The sequence below is a fragment of the Maribacter sp. HTCC2170 genome, assembly GCF_000153165.2.
Lineage (GTDB): Bacteria > Bacteroidota > Bacteroidia > Flavobacteriales > Flavobacteriaceae > Maribacter_A.
The window spans coordinates 3,135,168-3,160,047 of record NC_014472.1 but is presented as its reverse complement, the minus strand read 5'-3'; the positions used below and the strand labels follow the sequence as shown (position 1 = coordinate 3,160,047).

At 36.6% G+C, this 24,880-nt stretch carries 23 protein-coding genes; 11 read left to right on the top strand and 12 right to left on the bottom strand.

From position 1 onward, the window contains the following. Nucleotides 1-46: 46 nt before the first annotated feature. Together FB2170_RS13765 and ettA are read left to right on the top strand one after the other, a co-directional pair. On the top strand, nucleotides 47-229 hold the full coding sequence (locus FB2170_RS13765; RefSeq protein ID WP_041632873.1) for a CAL67264 family membrane protein: 183 nt from the start codon (nucleotides 47-49) through the stop codon (nucleotides 227-229). A gap of 38 nt (nucleotides 230-267) precedes the next feature. Next, nucleotides 268-1,959, top strand: a complete 1,692-nt coding sequence (gene ettA, locus FB2170_RS13760; protein ID WP_013307183.1) for an energy-dependent translational throttle protein EttA — start codon at nucleotides 268-270, stop codon at nucleotides 1,957-1,959. A 71-nt stretch (nucleotides 1,960-2,030) separates the two neighbouring features. Here ettA and FB2170_RS13755 read toward each other — a convergent pair whose 3' ends face one another. Both FB2170_RS13755 and FB2170_RS13750 read right to left on the bottom strand, forming a co-directional pair. After that, nucleotides 2,031-2,855: an MBL fold metallo-hydrolase gene (locus FB2170_RS13755; RefSeq protein WP_013307182.1), complete on the bottom strand. Its 825-nt coding sequence runs from the start codon at nucleotides 2,853-2,855 to the stop codon at nucleotides 2,031-2,033. Next, a complete protein-coding gene (locus FB2170_RS13750) occupies nucleotides 2,852-3,325 on the bottom strand; it encodes a GNAT family N-acetyltransferase (protein ID WP_013307181.1) in 474 nt (157 codons plus the stop codon). Before FB2170_RS13750 ends, FB2170_RS13755 begins: the two co-directional genes overlap by 4 nt. A gap of 169 nt (nucleotides 3,326-3,494) precedes the next feature. On the opposite strand from FB2170_RS13750, the gene FB2170_RS13745 reads away from it, so the two are divergent. After that, a complete protein-coding gene (locus FB2170_RS13745; protein WP_013307180.1) occupies nucleotides 3,495-4,382 on the top strand; it encodes a hypothetical protein in 888 nt (295 codons plus the stop codon). A gap of 74 nt (nucleotides 4,383-4,456) precedes the next feature. On the opposite strand, the gene fumC is transcribed toward FB2170_RS13745, so the two are convergent. Further along, entirely contained in the window at nucleotides 4,457-5,854 is a 1,398-nt protein-coding gene (fumC, locus tag FB2170_RS13740; RefSeq protein ID WP_013307179.1) for a class II fumarate hydratase, read from the bottom strand. 153 nt (nucleotides 5,855-6,007) lie between these two features. On the opposite strand from fumC, the gene FB2170_RS17440 reads away from it, so the two are divergent. Continuing rightward, nucleotides 6,008-6,184 carry a hypothetical protein gene (locus FB2170_RS17440; protein ID WP_013307178.1) on the top strand — a complete coding sequence of 59 codons (177 nt, stop codon included), beginning with the start codon at nucleotides 6,008-6,010 and terminating at the stop codon, nucleotides 6,182-6,184. 51 nt (nucleotides 6,185-6,235) lie between these two features. On the opposite strand, the gene FB2170_RS13730 is transcribed toward FB2170_RS17440, so the two are convergent. The 5 genes from FB2170_RS13730 to prfB all read right to left on the bottom strand — a co-directional run bounded on the left by FB2170_RS13730 (nucleotide 6,236) and on the right by prfB (nucleotide 11,551). After that, nucleotides 6,236-8,749, bottom strand: a complete 2,514-nt coding sequence (locus FB2170_RS13730; RefSeq protein ID WP_013307177.1) for a TonB-dependent receptor domain-containing protein — start codon at nucleotides 8,747-8,749, stop codon at nucleotides 6,236-6,238. 13 nt (nucleotides 8,750-8,762) lie between these two features. Further along, a complete protein-coding gene (locus tag FB2170_RS13725; protein WP_013307176.1) occupies nucleotides 8,763-9,296 on the bottom strand; it encodes a hypothetical protein in 534 nt (177 codons plus the stop codon). Nucleotides 9,297-9,455: 159 nt separating this feature from the next. Further along, the gene (arsC, locus tag FB2170_RS13720; protein WP_013307175.1) at nucleotides 9,456-9,803 is read right to left on the bottom strand and encodes an arsenate reductase (glutaredoxin); all 348 of its coding nucleotides are present in this window, start codon (nucleotides 9,801-9,803) and stop codon (nucleotides 9,456-9,458) included. A gap of 13 nt (nucleotides 9,804-9,816) precedes the next feature. Further along, a complete protein-coding gene (locus tag FB2170_RS13715; protein WP_013307174.1) occupies nucleotides 9,817-10,431 on the bottom strand; it encodes an HAD family hydrolase in 615 nt (204 codons plus the stop codon). Nucleotides 10,432-10,452: 21 nt separating this feature from the next. Continuing rightward, a protein-coding gene (gene prfB / locus FB2170_RS13710) for a peptide chain release factor 2 (protein ID WP_148232113.1) occupies nucleotides 10,453-11,551 on the bottom strand; the annotation gives its coding sequence in 2 pieces (ribosomal slippage) (nucleotides 10,453-11,487 and nucleotides 11,489-11,551; 1,098 coding nt in all). Between the two features lie 92 nt (nucleotides 11,552-11,643). Between prfB and FB2170_RS13705 the strand changes: the two genes are divergently transcribed. The 3 genes from FB2170_RS13705 (at nucleotide 11,644) to FB2170_RS13695 (ending at nucleotide 16,576) form a co-directional block, all read left to right on the top strand. Further along, nucleotides 11,644-14,043, top strand: a complete 2,400-nt coding sequence (locus FB2170_RS13705; RefSeq protein WP_013307172.1) for a zinc-dependent metalloprotease — start codon at nucleotides 11,644-11,646, stop codon at nucleotides 14,041-14,043. Between the two features lie 64 nt (nucleotides 14,044-14,107). Next, nucleotides 14,108-15,130, top strand: coding sequence for a threonine aldolase family protein (locus FB2170_RS13700; RefSeq protein WP_041632872.1), 1,023 nt, complete (start codon nucleotides 14,108-14,110; stop codon nucleotides 15,128-15,130). A gap of 345 nt (nucleotides 15,131-15,475) precedes the next feature. Continuing rightward, nucleotides 15,476-16,576 carry an OmpA family protein gene (locus tag FB2170_RS13695; RefSeq protein ID WP_013307170.1) on the top strand — a complete coding sequence of 367 codons (1,101 nt, stop codon included), beginning with the start codon at nucleotides 15,476-15,478 and terminating at the stop codon, nucleotides 16,574-16,576. Between the two features lie 71 nt (nucleotides 16,577-16,647). Here the strand turns inward: FB2170_RS13695 and FB2170_RS13690 are convergent, their stop codons facing one another. Then, the gene (locus tag FB2170_RS13690) at nucleotides 16,648-17,100 is read right to left on the bottom strand and encodes a thioredoxin family protein (RefSeq protein ID WP_013307169.1); all 453 of its coding nucleotides are present in this window, start codon (nucleotides 17,098-17,100) and stop codon (nucleotides 16,648-16,650) included. Nucleotides 17,101-17,142: 42 nt separating this feature from the next. After that, nucleotides 17,143-17,469 carry a YbaB/EbfC family nucleoid-associated protein gene (locus FB2170_RS13685; RefSeq protein WP_013307168.1) on the bottom strand — a complete coding sequence of 109 codons (327 nt, stop codon included), beginning with the start codon at nucleotides 17,467-17,469 and terminating at the stop codon, nucleotides 17,143-17,145. 80 nt (nucleotides 17,470-17,549) lie between these two features. Between FB2170_RS13685 and FB2170_RS13680 the strand changes: the two genes are divergently transcribed. From FB2170_RS13680 to FB2170_RS13670, 3 genes are all read left to right on the top strand, one after another. Further along, nucleotides 17,550-19,667, top strand: coding sequence for a S9 family peptidase (locus FB2170_RS13680; protein WP_013307167.1), 2,118 nt, complete (start codon nucleotides 17,550-17,552; stop codon nucleotides 19,665-19,667). A 77-nt stretch (nucleotides 19,668-19,744) separates the two neighbouring features. Further along, the gene (locus FB2170_RS13675) at nucleotides 19,745-20,785 is read left to right on the top strand and encodes a PLP-dependent cysteine synthase family protein (protein WP_013307166.1); all 1,041 of its coding nucleotides are present in this window, start codon (nucleotides 19,745-19,747) and stop codon (nucleotides 20,783-20,785) included. A 127-nt stretch (nucleotides 20,786-20,912) separates the two neighbouring features. Next, on the top strand, nucleotides 20,913-22,172 hold the full coding sequence (locus FB2170_RS13670; protein WP_013307165.1) for an aminotransferase class I/II-fold pyridoxal phosphate-dependent enzyme: 1,260 nt from the start codon (nucleotides 20,913-20,915) through the stop codon (nucleotides 22,170-22,172). A gap of 59 nt (nucleotides 22,173-22,231) precedes the next feature. Here FB2170_RS13670 and FB2170_RS13665 read toward each other — a convergent pair whose 3' ends face one another. After that, nucleotides 22,232-23,350 carry a hypothetical protein gene (locus tag FB2170_RS13665; protein WP_013307164.1) on the bottom strand — a complete coding sequence of 373 codons (1,119 nt, stop codon included), beginning with the start codon at nucleotides 23,348-23,350 and terminating at the stop codon, nucleotides 22,232-22,234. Between the two features lie 108 nt (nucleotides 23,351-23,458). Beyond that, nucleotides 23,459-24,514 (bottom strand): transporter, encoded by a 1,056-nt coding sequence (locus FB2170_RS13660; protein WP_013307163.1) that lies wholly within the window; start codon nucleotides 24,512-24,514, stop codon nucleotides 23,459-23,461. Between the two features lie 88 nt (nucleotides 24,515-24,602). Here FB2170_RS13660 and FB2170_RS13655 point away from each other — a divergent pair, with 88 nt between their 5' ends. After that, nucleotides 24,603-24,866 (top strand): DUF4834 family protein, encoded by a 264-nt coding sequence (locus FB2170_RS13655; protein ID WP_013307162.1) that lies wholly within the window; start codon nucleotides 24,603-24,605, stop codon nucleotides 24,864-24,866. The last annotated feature ends 14 nt before the right edge of the window (nucleotides 24,867-24,880 follow it).

Here is a 24,880-nt window from a genome sequence, read left to right as displayed (position 1 = left end):
GTAAAAATTCCGATATTTGGAGTTACCAAAAACCAAACTAAACAAAATGGGAATGAATAAGAATACAGTGCTGGCTTGGGCTACATTTATAATGATAATCGTAGGACTTGCGCTTATTGCTTTAGGTGCCTTTAGATATGACGAAGTTGCTGGTTGGGGTTTTGCCTCTGTAGGTATTGGCTTTTTCGCTATCGCTTGGGTTTTCAATGCACTAAAAGGTAGAGTTTAATCATCCAAAATATCCATTAATCTAATATACAATATCAAATGTCTGACGATAAGAAAGTCATTTTCTCAATGTCCGGGGTTACTAAAACGTATAAAAATGCGAACACCCCGGTACTAAAAAATATATACCTAAGCTTTTTCTATGGTGCCAAAATCGGGATTTTAGGCCTCAATGGTTCGGGTAAATCTACACTATTGCGAATCATAGCAGGTGAGGATAAGAACTACCAGGGAGATGTTGTTTTTTCTCCTGGTTACAATGTTGGTTACTTAGAACAGGAGCCTAAACTGGATGAAGAAAAGACTGTTTTGGAGGTTGTGAAAGAAGGAGCGGCAGAGACTGTGGCCATTCTTGATGAATACAACAAGATCAATGATATGTTTGGTTTGCCTGAAGTTTATGAAGATGCTGATAAAATGCAGAAGCTTATGGATAGGCAGGCTGCTTTACAAGATCAAATAGATGCTTCTAATGCTTGGGAATTGGACACTAAACTTGAAATAGCCATGGATGCCCTTCGTACTCCAGATGGCGATAAAAAGATTGGTGTTCTGTCAGGAGGAGAGCGAAGACGGGTTGCCTTATGTAGGTTATTGTTACAAGAACCTGAGATTTTGCTTTTAGACGAACCAACTAACCACTTAGATGCTGAATCGGTACATTGGTTAGAACATCATTTGGCACAATATAAAGGAACTGTAATCGCAGTAACGCATGACCGTTATTTCTTGGACAATGTTGCAGGTTGGATTTTGGAGTTGGACCGTGGAGAAGGTATTCCCTGGAAAGGAAACTATTCCAGTTGGTTGGATCAAAAATCAAAGCGATTGGCTCAAGAAAGCAAAACGGCCTCAAAACGTCAAAAAACTTTGGAACGAGAGCTGGAATGGGTTAGGCAAGGAGCTAAGGGCAGGCAGACCAAACAAAAAGCACGTTTAAAGAATTACGACAAGCTCATGAGCCAAGACCAAAAACAGCTTGATGAGAAGTTGGAAATATATATACCCAATGGCCCTCGATTAGGAACAAACGTTATTGAAGCTAATGGGGTAAGTAAAGGGTATGAAGATAAATTGCTCTATGAGGATTTGAATTTTAATCTACCGCAGGCTGGGATAGTTGGGGTTATAGGCCCTAATGGTGCTGGTAAGACCACTATTTTTAGAATGATAATGGGAGAGGAAACTCCAGATAAGGGTGAGTTTGTTGTCGGGGATACAGCTAAGATCGCATATGTTGATCAGAGCCATTCGAACATTGACCCAGAGAAAACAATTTGGCAAAATTTCAGCGATGAGCAGGAGCTCGTTATGATGGGGGGTAGGCAAGTGAATTCAAGAGCTTATTTAAGTCGTTTTAATTTTTCTGGTAGTGAACAAAATAAAAAAGTTAATATGCTATCTGGTGGAGAAAGAAACCGCCTTCATTTGGCCATGACCTTAAAAGAAGAAGGCAATGTATTACTTTTAGATGAACCTACTAATGACTTAGATGTCAATACATTACGTGCCTTGGAAGAAGGTCTGGAAAATTTTGCTGGTTGTGCAGTGGTTATCTCTCACGATAGATGGTTTCTAGACAGAATATGCACACATATATTAGCTTTTGAAGGTGATTCCCAAGTGTATTTCTTTGAAGGTTCTTTCTCCGATTATGAAGAGAATAAAAAGAAACGACTGGGTGGTGATTTGATACCAAAACGTATCAAGTACAAGAAGTTGATACGATAATAATCATATTGCCAAGTCGTATTAAGTTTGGATATTTAGGTCTCGATTTGGCTCAACCGAACAGATTTTGATTAGAATGCATCATTGGGATACCAATCTAATTGGATTACTTCAATATCAGGATTCGTTTTATTCACAAATTTTTTGAATTTGGCGACATCACCAATGTCTGGCTTTCCTCGATAGTGATAAGGATATACTTGTTTGGGTTTAAATTCCAGAACGGCATCGGCAGCACTTTCCACAGTCATTGTATATGGTAGGTTCATGCAAACGAAAGCTTTGTCTATGTTCTTTAATGCTCTCATTTCTGGGATATCTTCAGTATCACCTGAAAAATAGATTCTTTGCCCTTCCATATTCAGTACATACCCATTTCCACGGCCTTTTACATGGAATTTCTTTGCCTCTTCCCGAAGATTGTACATAGGAATTGCTTCTACTTTTATTCCATACCGATTTTTAGAATCCCCATTGTTTAAGACATCAATTTGAGGAGTGAATTCCTCCGGCATTTTGTCGGCCACGGCTTGAGGAACAATGATTTTTGCATTTTTTGTGTTTAGACTATGTATAGTCTCTAAATTAAAATGATCTCCGTGAATATCAGTGATCAATATTAAATCAGGTTGTTTTTGATCTTTAAAAGCTTCTGAACCTCCAACTGGATCAACATAAACTGTAATATCCTTCCATTCCAAAATTGCCGTGGCATGTTCAATTGGAATAATAACAATATCCGTTTCACTATGCTTTTCAATTTTTGGAGGTGGGGGTGGTACTCCATCCGCTTCTAACTTGGGTTCTGAATCCAGTAAAGGGCTATTCTTTTTTTTATCCTTACAGGAAATTACCAGTAATGTAATCACAATTAAGGGGAGTATTGATTTTTTCATTTTTCAAGATTTAATTCCAGTTCCATTTTTACATCACTTCTTACATAAGGTAGGTCTTTTTCCAACTCTACATGCTTAAAACCATATTTTTCATAAATATAAACTGCCGTGGGTAGCTTTGAACTAGAGTAAAGAACTATTTTGCTCCATTGTTTTTCTTTAGCAAAATCTATTGCAAAACCCAAAAGTGATTGTCCAATTTTATAACCTTGAAATTTCGGGTCAACGGCCATTTTGCCTAACTCGAAAATTGTGTCATTAAATGGAATAAAAGAAAAGCATCCTACTATTTTTCCGTCATATTCAGCAAAAAAGATGAATCCACCTTTTTCTATTATTGATTTTTCACAATTTTCTAGAAGTTCTTTGTCCTTGGGTTCAACATAAAAATACTTTTCTAACCATGCAATGTTCAAATCACGGAAGTTATTGATATACTTAGGGTTAAAGGGAATTATCTGTGTTGGCATCCATATTGTTTTACTTAATTTAAACCATAAAGTTAGAATATGAATTTCTTATCGTCCTAAAAATGTTAATTTTTTTAATCCTAAAAAATCCAATCGTTAAAATGAACCGTATATAGAAAACGAACAAACACTTTATTTAAAGTAAAAAGGTTAATTAATTTTTAACATTATGACTGAGACAAAGAACAACAATGGATTAAAAGTATTGGCAGGATTGCTAGGCGTAATACTTTTAGGTGTAATCATCTACACAGTTAGTCTTTACCAAGACAAGAAAAAGACTGAGACTGTACTAACACAGGAAAAGGAGTTGGTAGTTGAAGACCTTAACAGCTTAAAGTCAGAATATGACAAAGCAATTTTGGAAAGCAATGCAACTAATGAGGAGTTGGTAACTGCAAGAGACAATATTGCAAAATACATCGATTCTGTAAAAAGCATGAAGGGTGATATTGCCTCATTGTCAAGATATAGAAGACAAGTAGGTGTTTTAAAAGCAGAAAGAGAACAATTGCTCGCGCAAGTTGATTCCCTTACAAGATCAAATACAATGATTGCTATGCAACGTGACAGTACGTATGTTGAATTGGAAAAGCAAACTGTTTTTAATGATTCTTTAGTGGTTCAGAACACTCAGTTAGCTGATGTTGTTGAAAAAGGATCTGCTTTGAATCTTTCTAAGTTCAGTGTTGACGCGGTTAGAGAACGTAATAGCGGTAAGCTGGTTTCTACTTCAAGAGCAAGAGCTACTGATAAATTCAAAATCTGTTTTACAGTTGCTGACAACGTAATTTCTGAAGCTGGAGATAGAGAATTTTTTGTTGAAGTTCTTGACCCTCAAGGTAACGTTCTTGGTGAGAGCTATTCAAAAACTAACGATGATGGTGCTTCTGTAACTTATAGTAAAGGAACTAATTTTTACTATGAGAACAAGTCTTTAGATGTTTGTGATTATATTAATAAGCCATCTGGTGATTTCCAAAAAGGAAATTACATGGTAAATGTTTATGATGACAAATTGAAATTATTGGGAACTTCTAAGTTCACTTTAAAATAGTACACACTATCCATTTATATTAAAAAGGGGCAATCTTAATTGATTGCCCCTTTTTTATGATGTATATAGAAATGTTATTTTAAACTACCAACCATATCCTCTGGCTTAACCCACTCATCATAATCTTCTGGAGTAACATAGCCCAAATTAACAGCTTCTTCTTTTAAGGTCGTCCCATTTTTATGGGCCGTATTTGCAATTTCCGCTGCTTTGTAATATCCAATTTTTGTGTTCAAGGCAGTTACCAGCATTAAAGAATTGTTCAAAAGCTCTTTAATCACCTCATGATTTGGTTCAATACCTGCAGCACAGTTTACATCAAAACTAATGCAAGCGTGGCCTAAGAGCTCCGCTGACTGCAAAATGTTAGCAGCCATTACTGGTTTGAATACATTGAGTTCATAATGCCCCTGAGTTCCTCCTACAGAGACGGCAACATCATTACCCATTACTTGGGCACAAACCATAGTCAACGCTTCACACTGTGTTGGGTTCACTTTTCCCGGCATAATTGAGCTACCTGGCTCATTTGCAGGAATAATGATTTCCCCTATACCAGAACGTGGTCCTGAAGCCATCATACGTACATCATTAGCGATTTTGTTCAACGAAACCGCCAACTGTTTCAATGCTCCATGGCTCTCAACAATGGCATCATGGGCCGCAAGTGCTTCAAATTTATTTTCAGCCGTTTTAAAAGGTAAGCTGGTAAATTTTGCAATGTGTTTTGCTACAGTGACATCGTACCCTTTGGGTGTGTTGAGTCCTGTGCCAACTGCGGTTCCGCCCAAGGCCAATTCACTCATGTGGTCCAGAGTATTCTGTAAAGCTTTTAAACCATGTTCCAATTGAGAAGCGTAACCAGAAAATTCTTGTCCTAAGGTTAGGGGAGTGGCATCCATTAAATGGGTACGCCCAATTTTTACCACACCTTTAAAATCCTGTGCTTTTTTTACCAATGTATTTTTCAACTGTGTCACCCCTGGTATGGTTACCTCTACAATTTTCTTGTAGGCGGCAATATGCATTCCAGTAGGAAATGTGTCATTGGATGATTGGGATTTGTTCACATCGTCATTTGGTTGTATGGTCTTTTCACCTTCACCAATAACTTTTCCAGCAATTTCATGAGCGCGATTGGCAATAACCTCGTTCACGTTCATATTACTTTGCGTGCCTGATCCAGTTTGCCAAATAACCAAGGGAAATTGGTCATCATGTTTACCATCCAATATTTCATCGCAGACGGTAGCAATCAAATCTCTTTTTTCAACCGCTAGTACACCAAGTTCGTGGTTTGCATAGGCCGCAGCTTTTTTTAAGTAAGCAAATCCGTAAACAATGTCCAACGGCATGGAAGCTGATGGCCCAATCTTAAAATTATTTCGGGAACGTTCAGTCTGTGCACCCCAATATTTATCGGATGGCACCTCAACTTTTCCCATCGTGTCTTTTTCAATTCTGAAACTCATAATAGGGTATTTTGGTTTACTACAAAGGTACTTCATTGGTGGATTTTAACCCTCTTGGATATGCTTAATTTTTAATAAAAAAAGATTTTTTTTACATTTGATTTGCTCTTTTGATTCTTTTCAAAGTATCTTTGTATAATAAATTAAAAACAGATGTTCGAATTCGACCAATATTTAGGATTTTTAGCCTTTTTAACCATTTTGACCATTGGATTCTGGTTAATGATTTTCTTATTGACATTCGTAGTGCCATATTGGTTGTTCGGAAATATTAGGGAATTAATGAAAGAAAAGCGTAAAGCCAAAAGAGCTGCGCGTTTAGAAGAATAGAAAAAGGAGCCAATTGGCTCCTTTTTTATTTATTGTTATTTCTGAATTTAATTACCCCTCCTCAAACTCAAAATCATCTCCACCACCTCCATTACGTTGTCCGCTTCTGTTTCTTTGATTTTGTGGTTGATTGAATCGATATAAGAAAGACAATCTAATTGAACGTTGCCTACGTTGAAATTCGCTATATGTAAGAACATTGTCTGTTCTCGTTTCACTTCTACGTTTTCTAGTATTGAACAAATCACTGATATTTAAAGAAACAGTTGCCTTATCTTTTATAAGGTCTTTGCTAAAAGCCATATTCGTGCTTAGCATACTTTTGTACTTAGATTGAGCACCTTCAGAAGGTCCCATATAAAACATATTGGTTTGAAAATCAATCGTACCAGGTAATGGAAGTTTTGCACTGAATCTTGTGAACCATGTAAAATTTTCAGTATTAAAATCCTGTGAAATTACTTGATTCATAGAGTTAGTATAGCTATGACTTCCCTTTTGATTACGCTGAAAGAGGTTCAAATTCCAACTCAATCTCCAATTTCTTTTAGGTATATAAGAGGTAGTGACCTCCATACCAGTTCTACTTTCAGTTGCCAAATTTATTGGCGTTCGCACCTGTACGGGCACAAGAATAGGGTTCAATGGATCATTTGGGTTTTCTATTTCAACGAAATCGCCAGTTTCCTGTGTTATGAATTGGAATACTCCAGTTGATTTGTTATAATAGGCGGAAGTATTAAAGGTGAATTTGTCCCACCGTTTTAAATAGCCGAGATCAAAGGCGTTGGTATACGTTGGGTCTAAATTGGGATTACCCTGAAATAAATTAGTATTACTCGTTCTTGATGGGAAAGGATTGATGAATCTAGATCTTGGTCTTCGTAATCTTCTACTATAACTTATTGTAACCTGTTCTTTATCAGTGAATTCATACCCAACAAATACAGAGGGAAACCAATCCGTGTACTTTTTATTGGTTAAATCATTTGTTTCCAACAACTGAACATCTATATCTGAGGATTCCATTCGAAGTCCACCAAGAAAGTTCCATTTATTCAATTTTGTTCCAAGTTGAGTATAGGCCGCATTTACATTTTCTTGATAGTTGAGTTCATTGCTAAAATTTGGGTCGCTTTGTAATATATTGTTTTCGAGAATTCCAAAATCAAAATCGGTGTTGAAATTATTAAAAGTACCTCTATAACCAAATTCAAATTGAGATTTGTTCTCTTTACCAAATGGTAAGGTATAATCCATCTGAATTAGCTGTCGTATTTGTCTTTCATCATTTAATGTTTGTTCGGTAGGAAAAAAAGTACTTTCACCAACAATTGATTCGTCTATTTTTGAACTCTCCAGTTCATTTCCAGTTGAGTATTGATAGTCCATCTTAAGCTCGTGTCCATCTTTATCAAATTTCTTTAAATAGTTCACTGAATATTGAATACTCTCATCATCTTCAGTTTCAAAAGAAGATCTATTCCTTGCTATTGTAGGATTGTTTAGTGCGTCAAAATTGAAAAAATCAATACTTGTATCATCCTCACCGGTTGAGTTCCTATAGACAAATGAATTGGTAATACTACTAGTGGAATCAATGAAATATTCAAAACCAAAACTTGTATTGATTCCTTTTCTTACCCTACTATAATCCCGGTATTCATTTTGGAAGCTGGCCGTACTTCCATCCTGATTGAAATTTTCTTGTTCAAACAGGGCCTTTCCAGGGCCACTTCTATAGCTATATGAAGTATTCGTGAATATATTGAATTTATCACGTCTTAGATTCAGATTTACTGTAGCTCCGTAACTTTCAGGATGACCTACATTTAAGCTCATAGAGCCATTTACACCTGCCGTTTTACTTTGTTTCAATACTATGTTCAAAATACCAGCTGTTCCTTCAGCATCGTATCGGGCTGAAGGGTTGGTAATCACCTCTACTTTTTCAATAGCTTCAGCCGGAAGTTGTTGTAGCGCTTCAGTACTTAGTCCCGATAGGGCAGAAGGTTTTCCATTAATAAGAATACGTACACTTTCATTACCCCTTAAGCTTATGTTGCCCTCAACATCAACAGAGACTGAAGGAACATTATCAAGTACATCTGTTACGGATCCACCTTTAACGGTTAAGTCAGAACCAACATTATATATTTTTTTATCCAGTCTTAATTCAACAGTGGTTCTTTCTCCCGTGACTTCAACACCTTCGAGTTGTGCAACATCTACAGCAAGTCTAATTGTACCAAGATCTGTTGAACTTCTAAATGTTTGTGCTTCAAGAACGTACGTTTTATAGGATATGAATTCTACGCGGACATTATATCTGCCCGGCATGGTCTGTACGTTGAATTTACCGCTAGCGTGGGTAATTCCACCTGTAACCCTATCAGGGTTTCTTAAACTCTGCAAGATGAGAGTGGCATATTCTAGGGGTTGTCCGGTATCTTGATCTAAAACTATTCCTGTTATGTTAATTGGACTCGGTCTTTGTCCTTGAGGTCTTTGTGCAAAAGTAATTAATGAAGTAAATACGAGTAATAACGTGAATAGTTGTTTCATTTAAAGTGTATAGTTAACCTTTATCGGTCTTTTTGTTTTTCTTTTTTTTTCTTTTCTCTTTCTTCTTTTTTTCTTTATTGGTCTTTGCTACACCATTTTTTTGGAGTTCAACAAAAGCCTCATACTTTTCGAGAGGTAAACCGGCTTTAAGTTCTTCTGTTTGTCGTTCGGTTATTTTTTCCATGCCCTCACGCATTTTTTCAGGAGTCAGTTTCAGTATTTGCATTTCAATACGCTCCTGTACATACTTTTTAAGTACACTGCTCAGTACTGCGGTTTCAAATTCATTTAACTCCAAGGCTGATGCAATTGCTGGCATTTCGTTATCAACTATTTGATCAGCAGTCAAATTTTCTGGTTCTTTTTGAGGTGCTTGGGCTTGTGGGATTGAACTCATTCCCCTTCCATAGCCATAACCTCCTCGACCATAACCATAGCCTCCGCCGCCATATCCATATCCTCTGCCGTATCCGTATTGTGCCTGCAATTCTGCTCCTATTAGAAATAAGGCAAATAGGGCAATCAAATGTGTTCTATTGATTTTCATGATGTTAACGGTTTTTAGATTCTAAAATTAATCGAAGGTTTAATCCTTCTTCGTTAAAACTTTGTTAAAGAGTATTTGTCCTGTTAGCCTAGGTAGCAAGAAAGATGCCAGAAAGGTGTTTGCAAGACCATTTGTGTTCTGAAATGAAACTATGTATTCCTATTGTTTTAATAGGGCATGAATTTTTTCAGTTGGTCGGCCAATTACTGCCTTATTACCCTTGATAACTATTGGCCTTTCAATAAGTTTTGGATATTTGATCATAGCTTCTATTATCTCATCTTCGCTTAACTCTTTTCCACGAAAGTTCTCTTTCCAAATAGCCTCGTTCTTACGCACTAGTAATTCTGCAGGCATATTTAGACTTTTCAATACTTTTTTCAATTCTTCTTTGGTTGGAATTGTATCTAAATACTTTATGATTTCAAATTGTTCGCCTGAACTCTCCAGTGCTTGAAGGCCTTGACGTGATTTAGTGCATCTTGGGTTATGGTATATTTTTATCATTTTTTAATGATTTTTAGATTGAAACATTTAGAACTTTTAACTCTCTGGTTAATTGATTGGCATTTTTGAAATGGATACCCTTGATACCACAATTTATGGCGGCGTTGACATTATCAAGATTATCATCAATAAAGACAGCTTTCTCAGGAGTTATGTTATAACGTTCCAAAGTGATGTCATAGATTTTTTGAAAAGGTTTTCTTGTCTTTTCAGTTCCTGAAACGACTATTCCTTCAAAACATTTCAAAAACTCAAACCTCTGCAAAGCCACAGGAAATGTTTCACCACTCCAATTGGTCAAGGCATATAAATTATGGGTGTTTTGTTGTTTTAATTTATATAAAAGATCAACCGTTTCGGAAATGGGACCTCCCAGCATGTCTGGCCATCGATCATAATACATTCTAATCCATTCCTCATATTCTGGATATTGGGCAACAAGTAATTCGGTGCCCTCATCCAATGGTCTTCCTGCATCATGGGCGACATTCCATTCAGAAGTGCAAATATCATTTAAAAACCACTCAACTTTCTGTTCATCTCCATCAAAAACATCACGATAAACATATTTGGGGTTCCAGTCAATAAGTACACCGCCAAGGTCAAAGATAATTGTGTCTATTCCCATATCGTTACTATTAATACGCTATTAGTCTTCGTCTCGCTGTCCCATCATCATCAGAAAGGCTTTTAAAAACTGGTCAATATTGCCATCCATTACTGCATCTACATTTCCAGTTTCCTCACTGGTTCTTACATCCTTTACTAATTTATAGGGATGCATAACGTAGTTCCTGATTTGCGAACCCCATTCTATCTTCATTTTAGAGGATTCTATCTCTTCCCTTGCTTCCATTTTTTTGCGAAGTTCAATTTCATACAGTTGTGATTTCAGCATCTTCATTGCCGTAGCCCTGTTATCATGTTGAGAGCGAGAATCTGAACATTGAATTTGAATCCCGGATGGTTTGTGAACCAGTTGCACTTTGGTTTCTACTTTGTTCACATTTTGTCCTCCGGCCCCACTAGATCTTGCAGTGGTTATTTCGATGTCGGCAGGGTTTACATCAATCTCTATACTATCATCGACCAATGGGTAAACATAAACGGATGCAAATGAGGTGTGTCTTTTGGCATTACTGTCAAACGGTGAGATTCGTACTAAACGATGCACTCCATTTTCTCCCTTTAGCCAGCCAAAGGCAAACTCACCTTCAACCTCCAAGGTTACCGTTTTTATTCCAGCAACATCACCTTCTTGATAATTGAGTTCTTTGACCTTAAAACCATTTTTCTGACTCCACATCATGTACATGCGCATAAGCATTGCTGCCCAATCACAACTTTCTGTACCACCAGCTCCTGCCGTAATTTGCAGAACAGCAGTAAGCTCATCACCTTCTTCAGAAAGCATGTTCTTGAACTCCAATTTCTCTATTAAGCCGGTTGCTTTGGAGTATTGGCTATTAACCTCATTTTCAGAAACTTCACCTTCTTTCAGAAACTCCATTAGAACTTCTAAATCTCCTACAAGCGTTTGTGCGGCGTTAAAATCATCAACCCAATGTTTTTTGGATTGAATGAATTTCATTTGTTCCTGTGCTTTTTTTGGGTCATCCCAAAAATCGGGGGCAAGTGTTTTTTCTTCTTCGTTCTCTATCTCTATAAGTTTGGCATCTATGTCAAAGATACCTCCTTAACGCGCCAAGGCGATCAATAAGATCTTTGGATTGATCTACAGTTATCATTCTAAAACATTTTTAGCAAAAATAGGATTTAACTATGGTTGTGCAATCTATTTTATATAAATTTAGTCCAGACTAATGCTAGCTTAAACACCATGAAAAACAATTACATCTCCGCCCTGTTTTTAATATTGGGCTTTACTACTGTTAACGCCCAGTTTGAAGATAAGAGTAAAGATTTTGCCAAGTTCAACGGATTGTTCAATTTTTATCATGACGATAAGAACGATAAAATATATCTCGAAGTAGATGAACTTGAAAAAGAGTTTTTATACGTTTACTCGTTGAGTAGTGGAATAGGAAGTAATGATATAGGTTTAGATAGGGGGCAACTTGGAAACGAGCAAGTTGTGTTTTTTAGAAAAGCAGGAGGAAAGTTACTTTTGATTCAGCCTAATTTAAAATTCAGGGCTTTGACTGATAATGAATTGGAACGTAAATCGGTTGAGCAGGCATTTGCAAAATCAGTATTATTCGGTTTTAAGATTGAGGAAGAAAACAATGGAAAGTACATAATAGATGTTAGCGACTTTCTCATGCAAGATACACATGGCGTTGTTGCCAGATTAAATAGATCCAAGCAAGGTTCTTATAGCTTGGATAAATCAAAAAGTGCTTTTGCACTGGATAGAACCAAGGCCTTTCCAAAAAACATTGAATTTGACGTGACGCTGACCTTTAAAGGTGATGCCAAAGGCGGTTATATTAGATCTGTTGCCCCAAATGCAAATTTGGTAACCGTAGCGCAACACCATTCGTTTATAGAATTACCTGATGACAAGTACACCAAAAGGGTTTTTGACCCTCGGTCAGGTTCTTATCCAGCAGCTTATTACGACTATTCCACTCCAGTACAAGAGCCAATTTTAAAGCGATTTATCACCAGACATCGCCTTGAAAAGAAGAATCCAGCTGCGGCGCTGAGTGAGGCTGTTGAGCCAATTGTTTACTATTTGGATAATGGTACTCCAGAGCCCATTCGTTCTGCTCTATTGGATGGAGGTAGATGGTGGAACCAGGCTTTTGAGGCAGCTGGCTATAAAAATGCTTTTCAATTGATAATGTTGCCAGATGATGCGGACCCACTTGATGTTCGCTACAATGTGATACAATGGGTGCACCGGTCTACAAGAGGATGGAGTTATGGTAGCAGTATAACCGATCCTAGGACAGGGGAAATTATCAAAGGTCATGTTAGCCTTGGTAGTTTGCGCATTCGCCAAGATTTTTTAATTGCCCAGGCTTTGATGAACAAACCATTTGCAGAAAGGGATGATAATTATAAACCGATGCTGGATTTGGCTTTAGCAAGGATTCGGCAGCTTTCGGCACATGAAATAGGACACACATTAGGATTTGCACATAATTATGCAGCGTCAACGAATGATAGGGCTTCGGTAATGGATTACCCGCACCCACAATTCTCGCTAAAAAATGGGGAGGTCGATTTTTCTGATGCTTATGCAACGGGAATAGGTGAGTGGGATAAGGTTACTGTCGCCTATTCGTATACAGATTTTCCTGATGGAGTTAATGAAAAAAATGGTTTGAACTCTATTTTGACTGAAGCCAATAAAAATGGACTAAGATATATAACAGATCAAGATGCCAGACCAATGGGTAGTGCACACGTTTTAGCTCATTTATGGGATAATGGGCAGCGTGTTAGCAAAGAATTGAAAGATATGTTGAAATTGCGCTCAGCTGCGATTGATAACTTTTCTATTGATAATATTAGAAGCGGTGAGCCAAATACCGTGTTAGAGGATGTTTTTGTGCCACTGTATTTTTTCCATAGATATCAGACCGAAGCTGTTGCCAAGGTCGTTGGGGGAATGGAATATAATTATGCAGTTAAGGGCGACGGTCAGCGAACTGTTTCGATTGTAGATAAGAAGATGCAGTCGGAAGCATTGTCAAGTATTTTAAAAACTTTGGACGCTGCTGAAATTTCAATTCCCAAAAATAAATTATCCCTTTTCCCTCCCAGAGCTTTTGGATACGCCAAAACGAGGGAGTCTCTAAAAGGAAAAACAGGCGTTTCCTTTGATGCCTTGTCTGCGCCCGAGACTGCAGCAGATATGACACTTGGACTACTATTACATCCTGAGAGGGCTTCAAGATTGATACAACAGAAAGCTTTGGAACCCAATAATCTATGTCTGTCTGAGGTTTTGAGCACAACAATTAAAAGTACAATTGACAAGCAGCATAAAGATGTTTACATTTCTGAAGTGCAGCAGAATATTAATTTTAGGGTTCTGTACCATTTGATGAATTTGGCCGCTCATAAAGATGTTCATCCTCAGGTTAATGCGATTGCCAATCATAAACTAAAAGAATTAAGAATGCGTCTTATGACTAAAAGTGATATTATCGCACCTGAAATGGTTCGTAGAATTGATAAGTTCATTAAAGCCCCTGAGAAATTTGAAGTCATCCAAGCACCAAAAATTCCTGATGGATCACCAATCGGTATGGACTGTATGAACTAGAATCGGCAGAATCGTTATTAGTAGTTAATAGGAGCACACATTTCATAAAAACACAATACTTACAGTGAATATCAATTTAATCAGTGATACGGTAACCAAGCCTTCTAAAGGGATGTTGGATGCAATGATGAATGCCGAAGTAGGTGATGACGTTTTTAAGTCGGACCCTTCGATAAACTTATTGGAAGAGAAAACTGCTAAACTATTTGGTAAAGAAGCAGCATTGTTTTTTCCAAGTGGTACGATGGCCAATCAAACTGCAATCAAACTGCACACACAGCCCGGTGAGCAGTTGATTTGTGATAAATATGCACATGTATACAATTATGAAGGTGGAGGGGTTAGTTTTAGTAGTGGGGTTTCTTGTAAGTTGATCGATGGTCACAGAGGTATGATGAGTGCAGAACAGGTGCAGGCTGGAATAAATCCGCCGGACTTTTATCATAGCCCTTTAACCACTTTGGTCTGTATTGAAAACACGACAAATAAAGGTGGTGGTGCATGTTGGGATTTTGAAGAGCTGAAAAAAATAAGGCAAGTATGTATTGACCATGATTTGGCGTATCACCTTGATGGTGCACGCCTATGGAATGCTCTAACGGCAAAAAAAGAAGAGCCTAAACAGTATGGTGAACTTTTTGATACTATAAGCATATGTTTTAGTAAAGGGTTAGGCTGCCCGGTTGGTTCAGTTTTAGTGGGAAGTAAAGAATTGATGGTCAATGCGCTTCGTGTCCGTAAGATTTTAGGTGGCGGAATGCGTCAAGCGGGTTACTTGGCCGCTGCTGCGAATTACGCATTAGATAACAATTTGCAACGTTTGGTTGAGGATCATAATAAGGCCACAGAAATTGGACAAGTACTACAAGGTCTAAATTTTATTAAAAAAGTTGAACCTATAGAAACCAATATTATCATTTTCGAAATCAATGAAAATGAAATGACAGAAGACCAATTTGTGAACAAATTGGCCGAAAAAGGAATTTCAATTATTGGCATGGGGCAGGGGAAATTAAGAATAGTCACTCATTTGGATTATTCTGATGAAATGCATGAAGCATTCATTAAAATTCTTAAAATGCTCTAATTCTACGGAATTTCTTAGGCAACAATACTCTTTTTATCAACGTTAATACCATCTTTTCAATGTTGAATGGTCACTACCTTATAACCCTTTAAAGCTAAAAACTCACTATAGCGTTATCGATTATTTTGAAAGCTCCATTATTGTTGAATTTGGTACGTCGACATTAAACCTGCATTGAGTAAAATCAAGATATTTATAATATTTTTCTTCCAAAATAAGTATTTCATCGATGAAAAATGTGCTTTAGCGATGTTTTTAACAAAAGTTTTCAACTTGAAATCATACCATTAGCAATAATTTATTTTCGCGCTACTTAACTATAAACATTAACAAACACTAACAATTATGAAAAAAGTTCTCTTGTTTTTTGCGGTCATGACCGCATCGATTACAATGGCACAAGATTTGCCAGCGAACCCTGAACCTGGAAAATGTTATGTACGCTGTACCACTCCAGATGTTTACGTGAATGAAACCGTTACATTGACTGTTAAACCTGCATATAAGGTTTTAAAAACTGTCCCTGCAACTTTTAAAACGGTTACAGAAAGAGTTGAAATAAAAGCAGCTGGAAAGAAGTTGACTGTAGTACCTGAAAAATGGGGAACAGAAACTGTAACCTATGTTTCAAAAGAAGGTGGTAATACTTTAAGAATTTCCGCGGCTTCATTTAGGCCGAGTTCTGAAACAGTTGAGATTAAACCAGCCTACGCACAGTGGGAGTTGGGAGCTCCTGCCCCTGACTGCGCATCAGGAAATCCTGATGACTGTAGATATTGGTGTTATAAAGGATACCCTGCGGAATTCACAACTTTGGACACCCAGGTATTGGGAGCAGATGCTTCAGTTGCAAAAACACCTATCGGGTCTAAGAATGCAAGCTATACTAAGAGGGTTTTATTGGAACCGACAAGAGTGATTGAGGAAGTAATCCCGGCACAATATGATGAAATTACCAAAACTGTATTAGACAAAGATGCCTATACCGTTGAAGAGACTGTACCTGCTGTTACTAAAACGGTTACCAAAGAGGTGCTTAAAGAAAAAGGTGGATTAACCACTTGGAATGAGGTTGAATGTTCTTTAGTTGAATATCAAGCTTTACCTATTAATTGGAATTTAGGAAGTGCTACTTTAACTTCTTCGGCCAAAAATATAATAGATACACGGTTAATGCCTGTATTACAGCAAAACCCAGGAGTAAAGTTAGAAATAGCTTCTCATACCGATGTAAGAGGTAATTCAGGATCTAATCAAGACCTTTCTGAGAGAAGAGCTAAGGCAGTTGCTGATTACTTGATTACAAAAGGGGTGAACTCAAGTTTATTGGTAGCCAATGGTTACGGTGAGAACAAGGTTAAAAATAGATGTAAAGAGGGTGTTTCTTGTACCGAAAGAGAACATGCCGTTAACAGACGAACTGAATTTAGGTTGATAAACAACTAAAAAAGTTTGCACAATAGATAATTAAAAGGGCTTCCAGAAATGGAAGCCCTTTTAACATGTATTAATTTTGATTATTTATACTTGTTCAATAACCTTAGATGATATTTAATCTCCCCATTCATACTATAGCCAGAATATTTATCCAACGATTTTCCTTTGGCATCTGTAATATTTAATAAGGGAAATACACTTTTCTTATTGAATTTCTTTACAAGCTCTTTATTGTGCTTCAATTGACTGGAACTTAACAAGTCCTTGTTTCGGGGAATGTCAATATATAAGAGCACATAATCTTTGGAAATAGACTTAAACTCATCGGTATCAAATAAATCTGTTTTTAGCATTTTACAAGGAGGACACCAATCACTACCCGTAAAATATAGTAGAATATTCTTTTTGTCTTTTTTTGCCACTTTTAGAGCTTTGTCATAATCGGTCAACCAGTGAGGTTCATTGACTACTTCAAAATCTGCTTGAGCATTTAAGAAGATAGGTAATATGAATAGTATAAGTACTTTTTTCATTGGAGTGTTTTTTCAATATTCATCAAAAAACTTGCCAGTATACTATTTGAATAACGAATCCATTCCTGGAATATTGGGCATTCCCTCTTTTGCAACTGCCGCAAGTTCAGTTTCATTTACGCTGCTAGCTTTCTCAATTGCTTTGTTCAATGTAAGTATCAGGTAATCTTCAAGTTGCTCTTTATCAGCCAATAGGCTATCATCAATTTTGATTTCCTTAATAGTTCTGTTAGCGGTAATAGATACTGATAACAGGTCATCTGTAGAATTTTCTTGAAGATAAACTGTATCCAATCTTTTTTTTGTTGCTTCTACCTTTTGTTGGGCTTCTTTGAGTTTCCCCATCATTCCCATCATATCTCCGAACATATTTTCCTTTTTTAAGTGATAGGTCAAAATTACTAAATTGTGACAACAAACTATTTTTTCATGTTACAAGCAGGAAAAGAATGCTTGTTTTTATCGTATGCCTTATTTTTGCCGTTTCTTGCCAAATTGAAAAGAATAGCATGACAAAATATGGGGCGCCTATCGCAAAAAAGGTATCAAAGGAATTGATTATTCATGATGATATTAGGATTGACGATTATTATTGGATGAACAATCGCGAGGATGATAAAGTGATTGCTCATTTAAAAAAAGAAAATGATTATTACAATGAATTGACCGCTCACATGAAAGACTTTCAAAAAGATCTGTTCAACGAGATGAAGTCAAGAATTAAAGAAGATGATTCATCTGTGCCCTACGAGCAAAACGGGTATTGGTACGTTACGAGGTATGAAACTGGAAAAGAATATCCTATTTATAGCAGACATAAAGAATCTTTAAAGGCCCCTGTAGAAGTAATATTCAACTGTAACGAAATGGCCGAGGGCCATGAATTTTTTAATCTAGGAGGTATTGCCATAAGCCCCGACAATAAGATGGCTTCATTCGGTGTTGATACTGTTTCTAGGCGGCAATATACCATCCGAATCAAAAATCTAGAAACGGGTGAGATATACAAAGATAAAATCGAAAACACTACAGGTGGGTCCGTATGGGCGAATGACAACAAAACACTTTTTTATAGTAAGAAAGATCCAGTGACCTTAAGGTCAGATAAAATCTTTAAGCATGAGTTTGGCACCAAATCATCAGAGGATAGAATGGTTTTTCATGAGGAGGATGAAACATTCGGCACTTACGTGTACAAATCAAAGTCTAAAAAGTACTTAATTATTGGTTGTTATAGTACTTTGACTTCCGAATTTCAAATATTGAGTGCAGATGAACCCAACGCCGAATTTGAAGCGTTTGCCCCGAGGGAAAGAGGCGTGGAGTATTCCATTTCCCATTATGGTGATTCTTTTTATGTTTTGACAAATAAAGACAAGGCAAAGAATTTTAAACTAATGAAAGTAGGAGAAAGTGATACTTCTTCTAATAATTGGAAAGAGTTTATAGCACACCGCGAAGATGTACTTCTTGAGGATATAGATATTTTTAAGGACTATTATGTCCTGTCCGAGCGTGAGAATGGTTTGAATAAATTAAAAATATGCCGATGGGATAATGAGCACAGTTATTATCTGCCTTTTAAGAGCGAAACGTATACAGCCTACGTAGGCAGAAACCCTGAGTTTGATACCGATACTTTAAGATATGCCTACAATTCAATGACAACCCCAAGTTCAGTCATAGATTTTAATATGCAGACTAAATTGAAGGTGGTAAAAAAGGAACAGGAAGTTCTTGGCGGAAAATTTAAAAAAGAGAACTATAAATCAGAACGAATTTGGGCGACCGCTAGAGATGGTGTAAAAGTTCCGATGTCAATTGTTTACAATAAGAATACAAGGATTAATAAAGACACGCCTATCTTGCAGTATGCCTATGGTTCTTATGGCTCAACTATCGACCCTTATTTTTCAACGGTAAGATTAAGTTTGTTAGACAGGGGGTTTATTTATGCAATATCACATATTAGAGGCGGGCAATACTTGGGCAGACAATGGTATGAGGATGGAAAGCTTTTAAAAAAGAAAAACACATTTACCGATTTTATTGATTGCTCAAAGCATTTAATTGATAATAACTACACAAGCCCAAATCATTTATATGCCATGGGAGGTTCAGCCGGTGGACTTTTAATGGGAGCAATTATAAATATGGCACCAGAATTATACAATGCTGCAATAGCGGCAGTACCATTTGTTGATGTTGTTACTACCATGCTTGATGATTCCATTCCTTTGACTACAGGAGAATACGATGAATGGGGGAACCCAAATGAAAGAGAATATTATGATTACATGAAATCATACTCACCGTATGATAACTTAGAAGTCGCGAATTACCCTAATATATTGGTGACTACCGGACTACATGATTCGCAAGTCCAGTATTTTGAACCGGCAAAGTGGGTAGCGAAGATTAGAGAGCTTAAAAAAGATGACAACTTGTTGTTGTTCAACATTAATATGGAAGCTGGTCATGGCGGTGCATCCGGTCGTTTTGAATCACTGAAGGAGGTTGCTAAAGAGTATACTTTTATATTAGATTTAGAGGAAAAAACCTCCTAGTTCAAAAAAAATAGTAATTTTGTCGAGGAATTTTAACAATTTCAAAATTGTATAAGTTCGTAACTTAGATTGTCTTTATGGAAAATAAGATAAATGCCTACAATAGTATCCTAGATTTAATAGGAAACACCCCTCTCATCAAACTAAATAATCTAACTGCAAATATTCAAGGTAATTTTTACGCCAAGGTAGAAGCCTTTAATCCTGGTCATTCTTCAAAAGATAGGATTGCGGCGTATATTATTGATCAAGCAGAGAAGAAAGGAATATTGACCAAGGAAAGTACTATAATAGAGACAACCTCTGGGAATACTGGTTTTAGTCTTGCCATGGTCAGTATTATAAAAGGCTATAAATGCATTTTAGCAGTAAGCTCAAAATCATCACAGGATAAGATTGATATGTTGAGGTCAATGGGGGCAACGGTACATGTATGTCCTGCCCACGTAAGTGCTGAGGACCCAAGATCATACTATGAGGTTGCCAAACGTTTGCATGAAGAGACGAAAGGATCGGTTTATATTAACCAATATTTCAATGAATTGAACATTGATGCACACTATACTTCTACGGGACCAGAAATTTGGGAACAGACAGGTGGAAAGATCACTCATTTGGTTGCTTGTAGCGGTACAGGTGGAACAATTTCTGGTATTGCTAAATATCTGAAAGAGCAGAACCCTGATGTCAAGATAATTGGTGTTGATGCTTTTGGGTCAGTATTGAAAAAGTACCATGAAACGGGAAAGTTCGATGCAAATGAAGTTTATCCTTATCGTATAGAAGGGCTTGGTAAAAATTTAATCCCTTCTGCCACAAATTTTGATGTTATTGATGAGTTTATAAAGGTAAGTGATGAGGAGAGTGCACATTCTGCAAGAGAATTGGCAAGGACAGAAGGAATATTTGCCGGGTATACTAGCGGTGCAGCAATGCAGGCGGTGAAACAATTAAGTGCTTTGGGTAAATTTAAAAAAGACAGCAATGTTGTAGTTGTTTTCCCGGATCATGGTTCCCGTTATATGAGTAAGATTTATAGTGATCAATGGATGGAAGACCAAGGATTCCTTGTTTCTGAGGCAAAGGAAGAAACACAAAAGGTACAGTATATTAAATAACTTTCAATCCATTTTGAAGATATCAAAAGCAATAGTGATTCCACTATTGCTTTTTTATTGGGGTATAAATAAAGTTATGAATGCTAGTTAAAAATCTATACTTTTGCAGGCAAACCAACTAGGTGTAATGAGAGATTTATTTGAAAGAATAATTGAGAACAAAGGTCCATTGGGAAAATGGGCTTCTCAGGCAGAAGGATATTTTGTTTTCCCAAAATTGGAAGGTCCTATATCAAATAGGATGAAGTTTCAAGGAAGGGATGTGATAACCTGGAGTATCAATGATTATTTGGGGCTAGCCAATTTGCCTGAAATAAAGAAAGTAGATGGTGAGGCCGCAATGGAGCATGGAGCCGCCTATCCTATGGGGGCACGAATGATGAGCGGACATACCGAGTTTCATGAGCAATTGGAGCAAGAATTAGCCGAATTTTCTCAAAAGGAAGCTTCATATCTTTTGAATTTTGGATACCAAGGCTTTATGTCGGTAATAGATGCACTTGTTACAAAAGATGACATAATTGTCTACGATGTTGACTGTCACGCCTGTATTATTGATGGCGTTCGTTTACACATGGGTAAACGATTTACTTTTATACATAATAACCCTGAAAGTTTAGAAAAAAATCTTGAAAGGGCCACCAAAATGGCAGAACAGACAGGAGGAGGTATTTTAGTTATTTCCGAGGGGGTTTTTGGGATGCGTGGCGAACAAGGAATTTTAAAAGAAATCGTAGCCCTTAAGAAGAAATTCAATTTTAGATTATTGGTCGATGATGCCCATGGTTTCGGTACTCTTGGTAAAACTGGAGCCGGAGCAGGTGAGGAGCAAGACGTTCAAGATGACATAGATGTGTATTTAGCTACTTTCGCAAAATCAATGGCCGGTATTGGTGCCTTTGTTGCTGCGGATCAAGAAATTATAGATTACCTTAAATATAATCTAAGATCGCAGATGTTCGCTAAATCTTTACCAATGGTTTTTGTAAAGGGGGCATTGAAGCGTTTGGATATGCTACGTACTAGACCAGAGTTAAAAGCTAAACTTTGGGAAAATGTGAATGCATTACAATCAGGATTAAAGGAAAAAGGATTTGATATTGGTACGACCACTAGTTGTGTTACACCTGTGTATTTGAATGGTAGTATTCCAGAGGCGATGGCTTTGGTGAAAGATCTACGGGAAAATCATGGTATTTTCTGCTCTATCGTAGTATATCCTGTTATTCCAAAAGGATTGATATTATTGCGTTTAATCCCAACGGCAACACATACCTTGGAAGATGTGGAAGAAACGTTAATAGCCTTTTCCTCAATAAGGGAACGTTTGGAAAACGGTACTTATAAAAGGTTATCTGCTGCAGTTGCGGCGGCTATGGGAGAATGAAATTCATTATAATAAAAAATAAGCCCCAAAAATGTAATTACATTTTTGGGGCTTATTTTTTATAAGTTTTTCTTATAAGTTCTTCGTCTTTTATAAATCTCAGGATCAAAGTGTTTCCAGATTTGTTTTATGGCAATATTATCTTCCAATTCGGGAGTTCTAATACAATTGACAATTCCCTTTGCTGAAAAAGTTTTGTGGTATTCATTGAATATAACTGCCGTTACACCCTTGTTTTGATAGTCTGGGTGCACTCCAATTAGATAAAAGATTACATCCTTGCTTTTCTTTTTTGCCCTTAGTAAATGAAAAATACCGAATGGGAACAATTTACCTTTTGCTTTTTGTAGCGCTTCAGAAAAAGAGGGCATTACAATGCCAAAAGCAATGAGTTTATCATCTTTGTCCAAAATAAACTTAATGTATTCGGGATTAATGAAACTAATGTATTTCTTTTTAAAATAAGCCTTTTGTACTTCTGTGATAGGAACAAAGGAGGATAAAGATGCATAAGATTCATTGAATAGATCAAACATCTTATCTGCCATTGGCAAAACATCTTTGGTTTTGGTAAAATTAACTGCTTTTACCCCATATCTTCTTTTTACCAGTTCATTTGCTTTAGCGAAAAATTTTGGTTTGGCATTTGAAAAAGGGAATCTGTTTTCCATATATTCCTTTTCCTTTACAAACCCCAATCGTTCAAAATGACTTTGGTAGTAGGGATGGTTATACCAAGTGATCATAGTTCCCATTTGATCAAACCCTTCAATGAGAACACCTACCTTATCCAAATTTGAAAAACCAACAGGCCCTTCCATAAACTCCAAATTATGTTGCTGACCAATTTCCGCTACTTTTTGCAATAATGTCTCTGAAACCTCATAATCATCATTAAAATCAAACCACCCAAACCTCATTTTTTTTAGTTTTTGCTGGTTTATTTCTATCCAATTGACAATTGCTACTATTCTCCCAACAATAACATCACCTTTGTAGGCCAGAAAAAACCTAGCTTCAGCGTTTTCAAAAGCCGGGTTCTTGGTTTTGTCAAACGAATCAAGTTCATCATTAATAATAGGAGGCACCCAATATGGAGAATCTTTATAGAGTGAAAAGGGAAATTTGACGAAGCTCATTAAAGCGTCTTTGGAGGTAGCTTCTTTAAGGGTGACCATACGTTTGTTTTGTGAGGTCAATATTAACGATATTAATCAAAAACAAGAAATCATTAAACCAATATTTGAGAGTTTGGTTCATATGAACAAAATAGCAAAAAGACTTGTTCAGCCATTATTTTTCTTTTGTGCTTTTTTGAGCTTACGAAGTTGTTTTTTTGTCGGACCTAAATCAATATCTTCAGCACCGGAGCCTTTGCTTTTATTCCTTTTCTTCTTTTTTTTCATGGTGTTTTTCTTGATTTCACCACCATTTTGGTCTGAATTCTGATCTTCTATAGCCTTTGGCTTATCCTTATGGAAATCAAATCTATAAGATGCTCCTGCACTGATAAAAATCCTAGAAGGCGTATCCTTGAAGCTGGCGCCTAAATTAATGTCTGCTTGAAGGTTTTCATCAAATAAATGGACAACACCACCCCTTAAAAGTATATCAGAATAGCGATCACTCTTTATCCCCTGGTTTTCAACAAAAACACTCCATTTAGGATTCCTAAAGGCATGTGATAAAGAAATAAGATAACTCATTTCAGGAAAATCGCTTCCAATGCGATCATAGGCCAAATTTGAAATAAACACAAATCTAGGAGTAACGCGACTCTGCGTGGCAACCATTACACGGGGAGAAACAGTAGGGTCACCAACATAATATGGATTATCACCCATTACAAAATTTGCCCCTGCGTATAAAGACACTGATGGAATCAGGTTCTTAAGTTGAAATACATTGTTAGCTCTCCAGCTATATAGGTTTGGTTTATCTTCTTTGTAACGGTCATAAATCAAGAACTTAAGTCCTATTCTATTTCTGTAAAAATCAGTCCATGAATCATTTGTGTCAAAATCTGTGAATGTTATATTATGGTTTTGGAAAGTGCCTTCCCAATTAATTTCAAGTTGCTCGAACAACAAGCCGTATCGAAGTGAAATATCGGTACCTAGTATATTGCTCTGTGTATTCAATACACTATGATCTTGTTGTTCATAGAATATTCCTGTTTCCAATTGTAGTACATTTTTACCTATGGCATATGCGCTTACAGATAATCCAGGTCTATTTGAATTAATAACATCGGTATATTGGGATACTCCTAAAAAAGGAACTACGAAGAGTATTATTAAAGCAAAATGCTTAATTTTTTTCAATTCAAAATAACCGCCCATAGTTTGATTTTATTAATATTTTAAGACTTTTGCTCTTCTATTACAACGTTAGAATTGTACTTTTGATATAAATTATTGAAAAATTAATATGGCTTTTCTTAAAACGATTTTAATAATTCTATTGGTATATTATCTGCTAAAAATTTTAGCTAGGTGGTTTGCTCCTAAGATATTTAGTTATGCCGCCAAGAAAACCGAGGAAAGATTCCGGGAGAATTTTGGAGGATTTTCCAACCAGCCAAATGTTGATGACGAACAAATTGGAGATGTAATTATTGATAAGAAACCAACCAAGCAAAATAACCCTTCAAAAAAAGTTGGTGAATACATAGAATTTGAGGAACTAGATTGATTATTTTAGCAAAA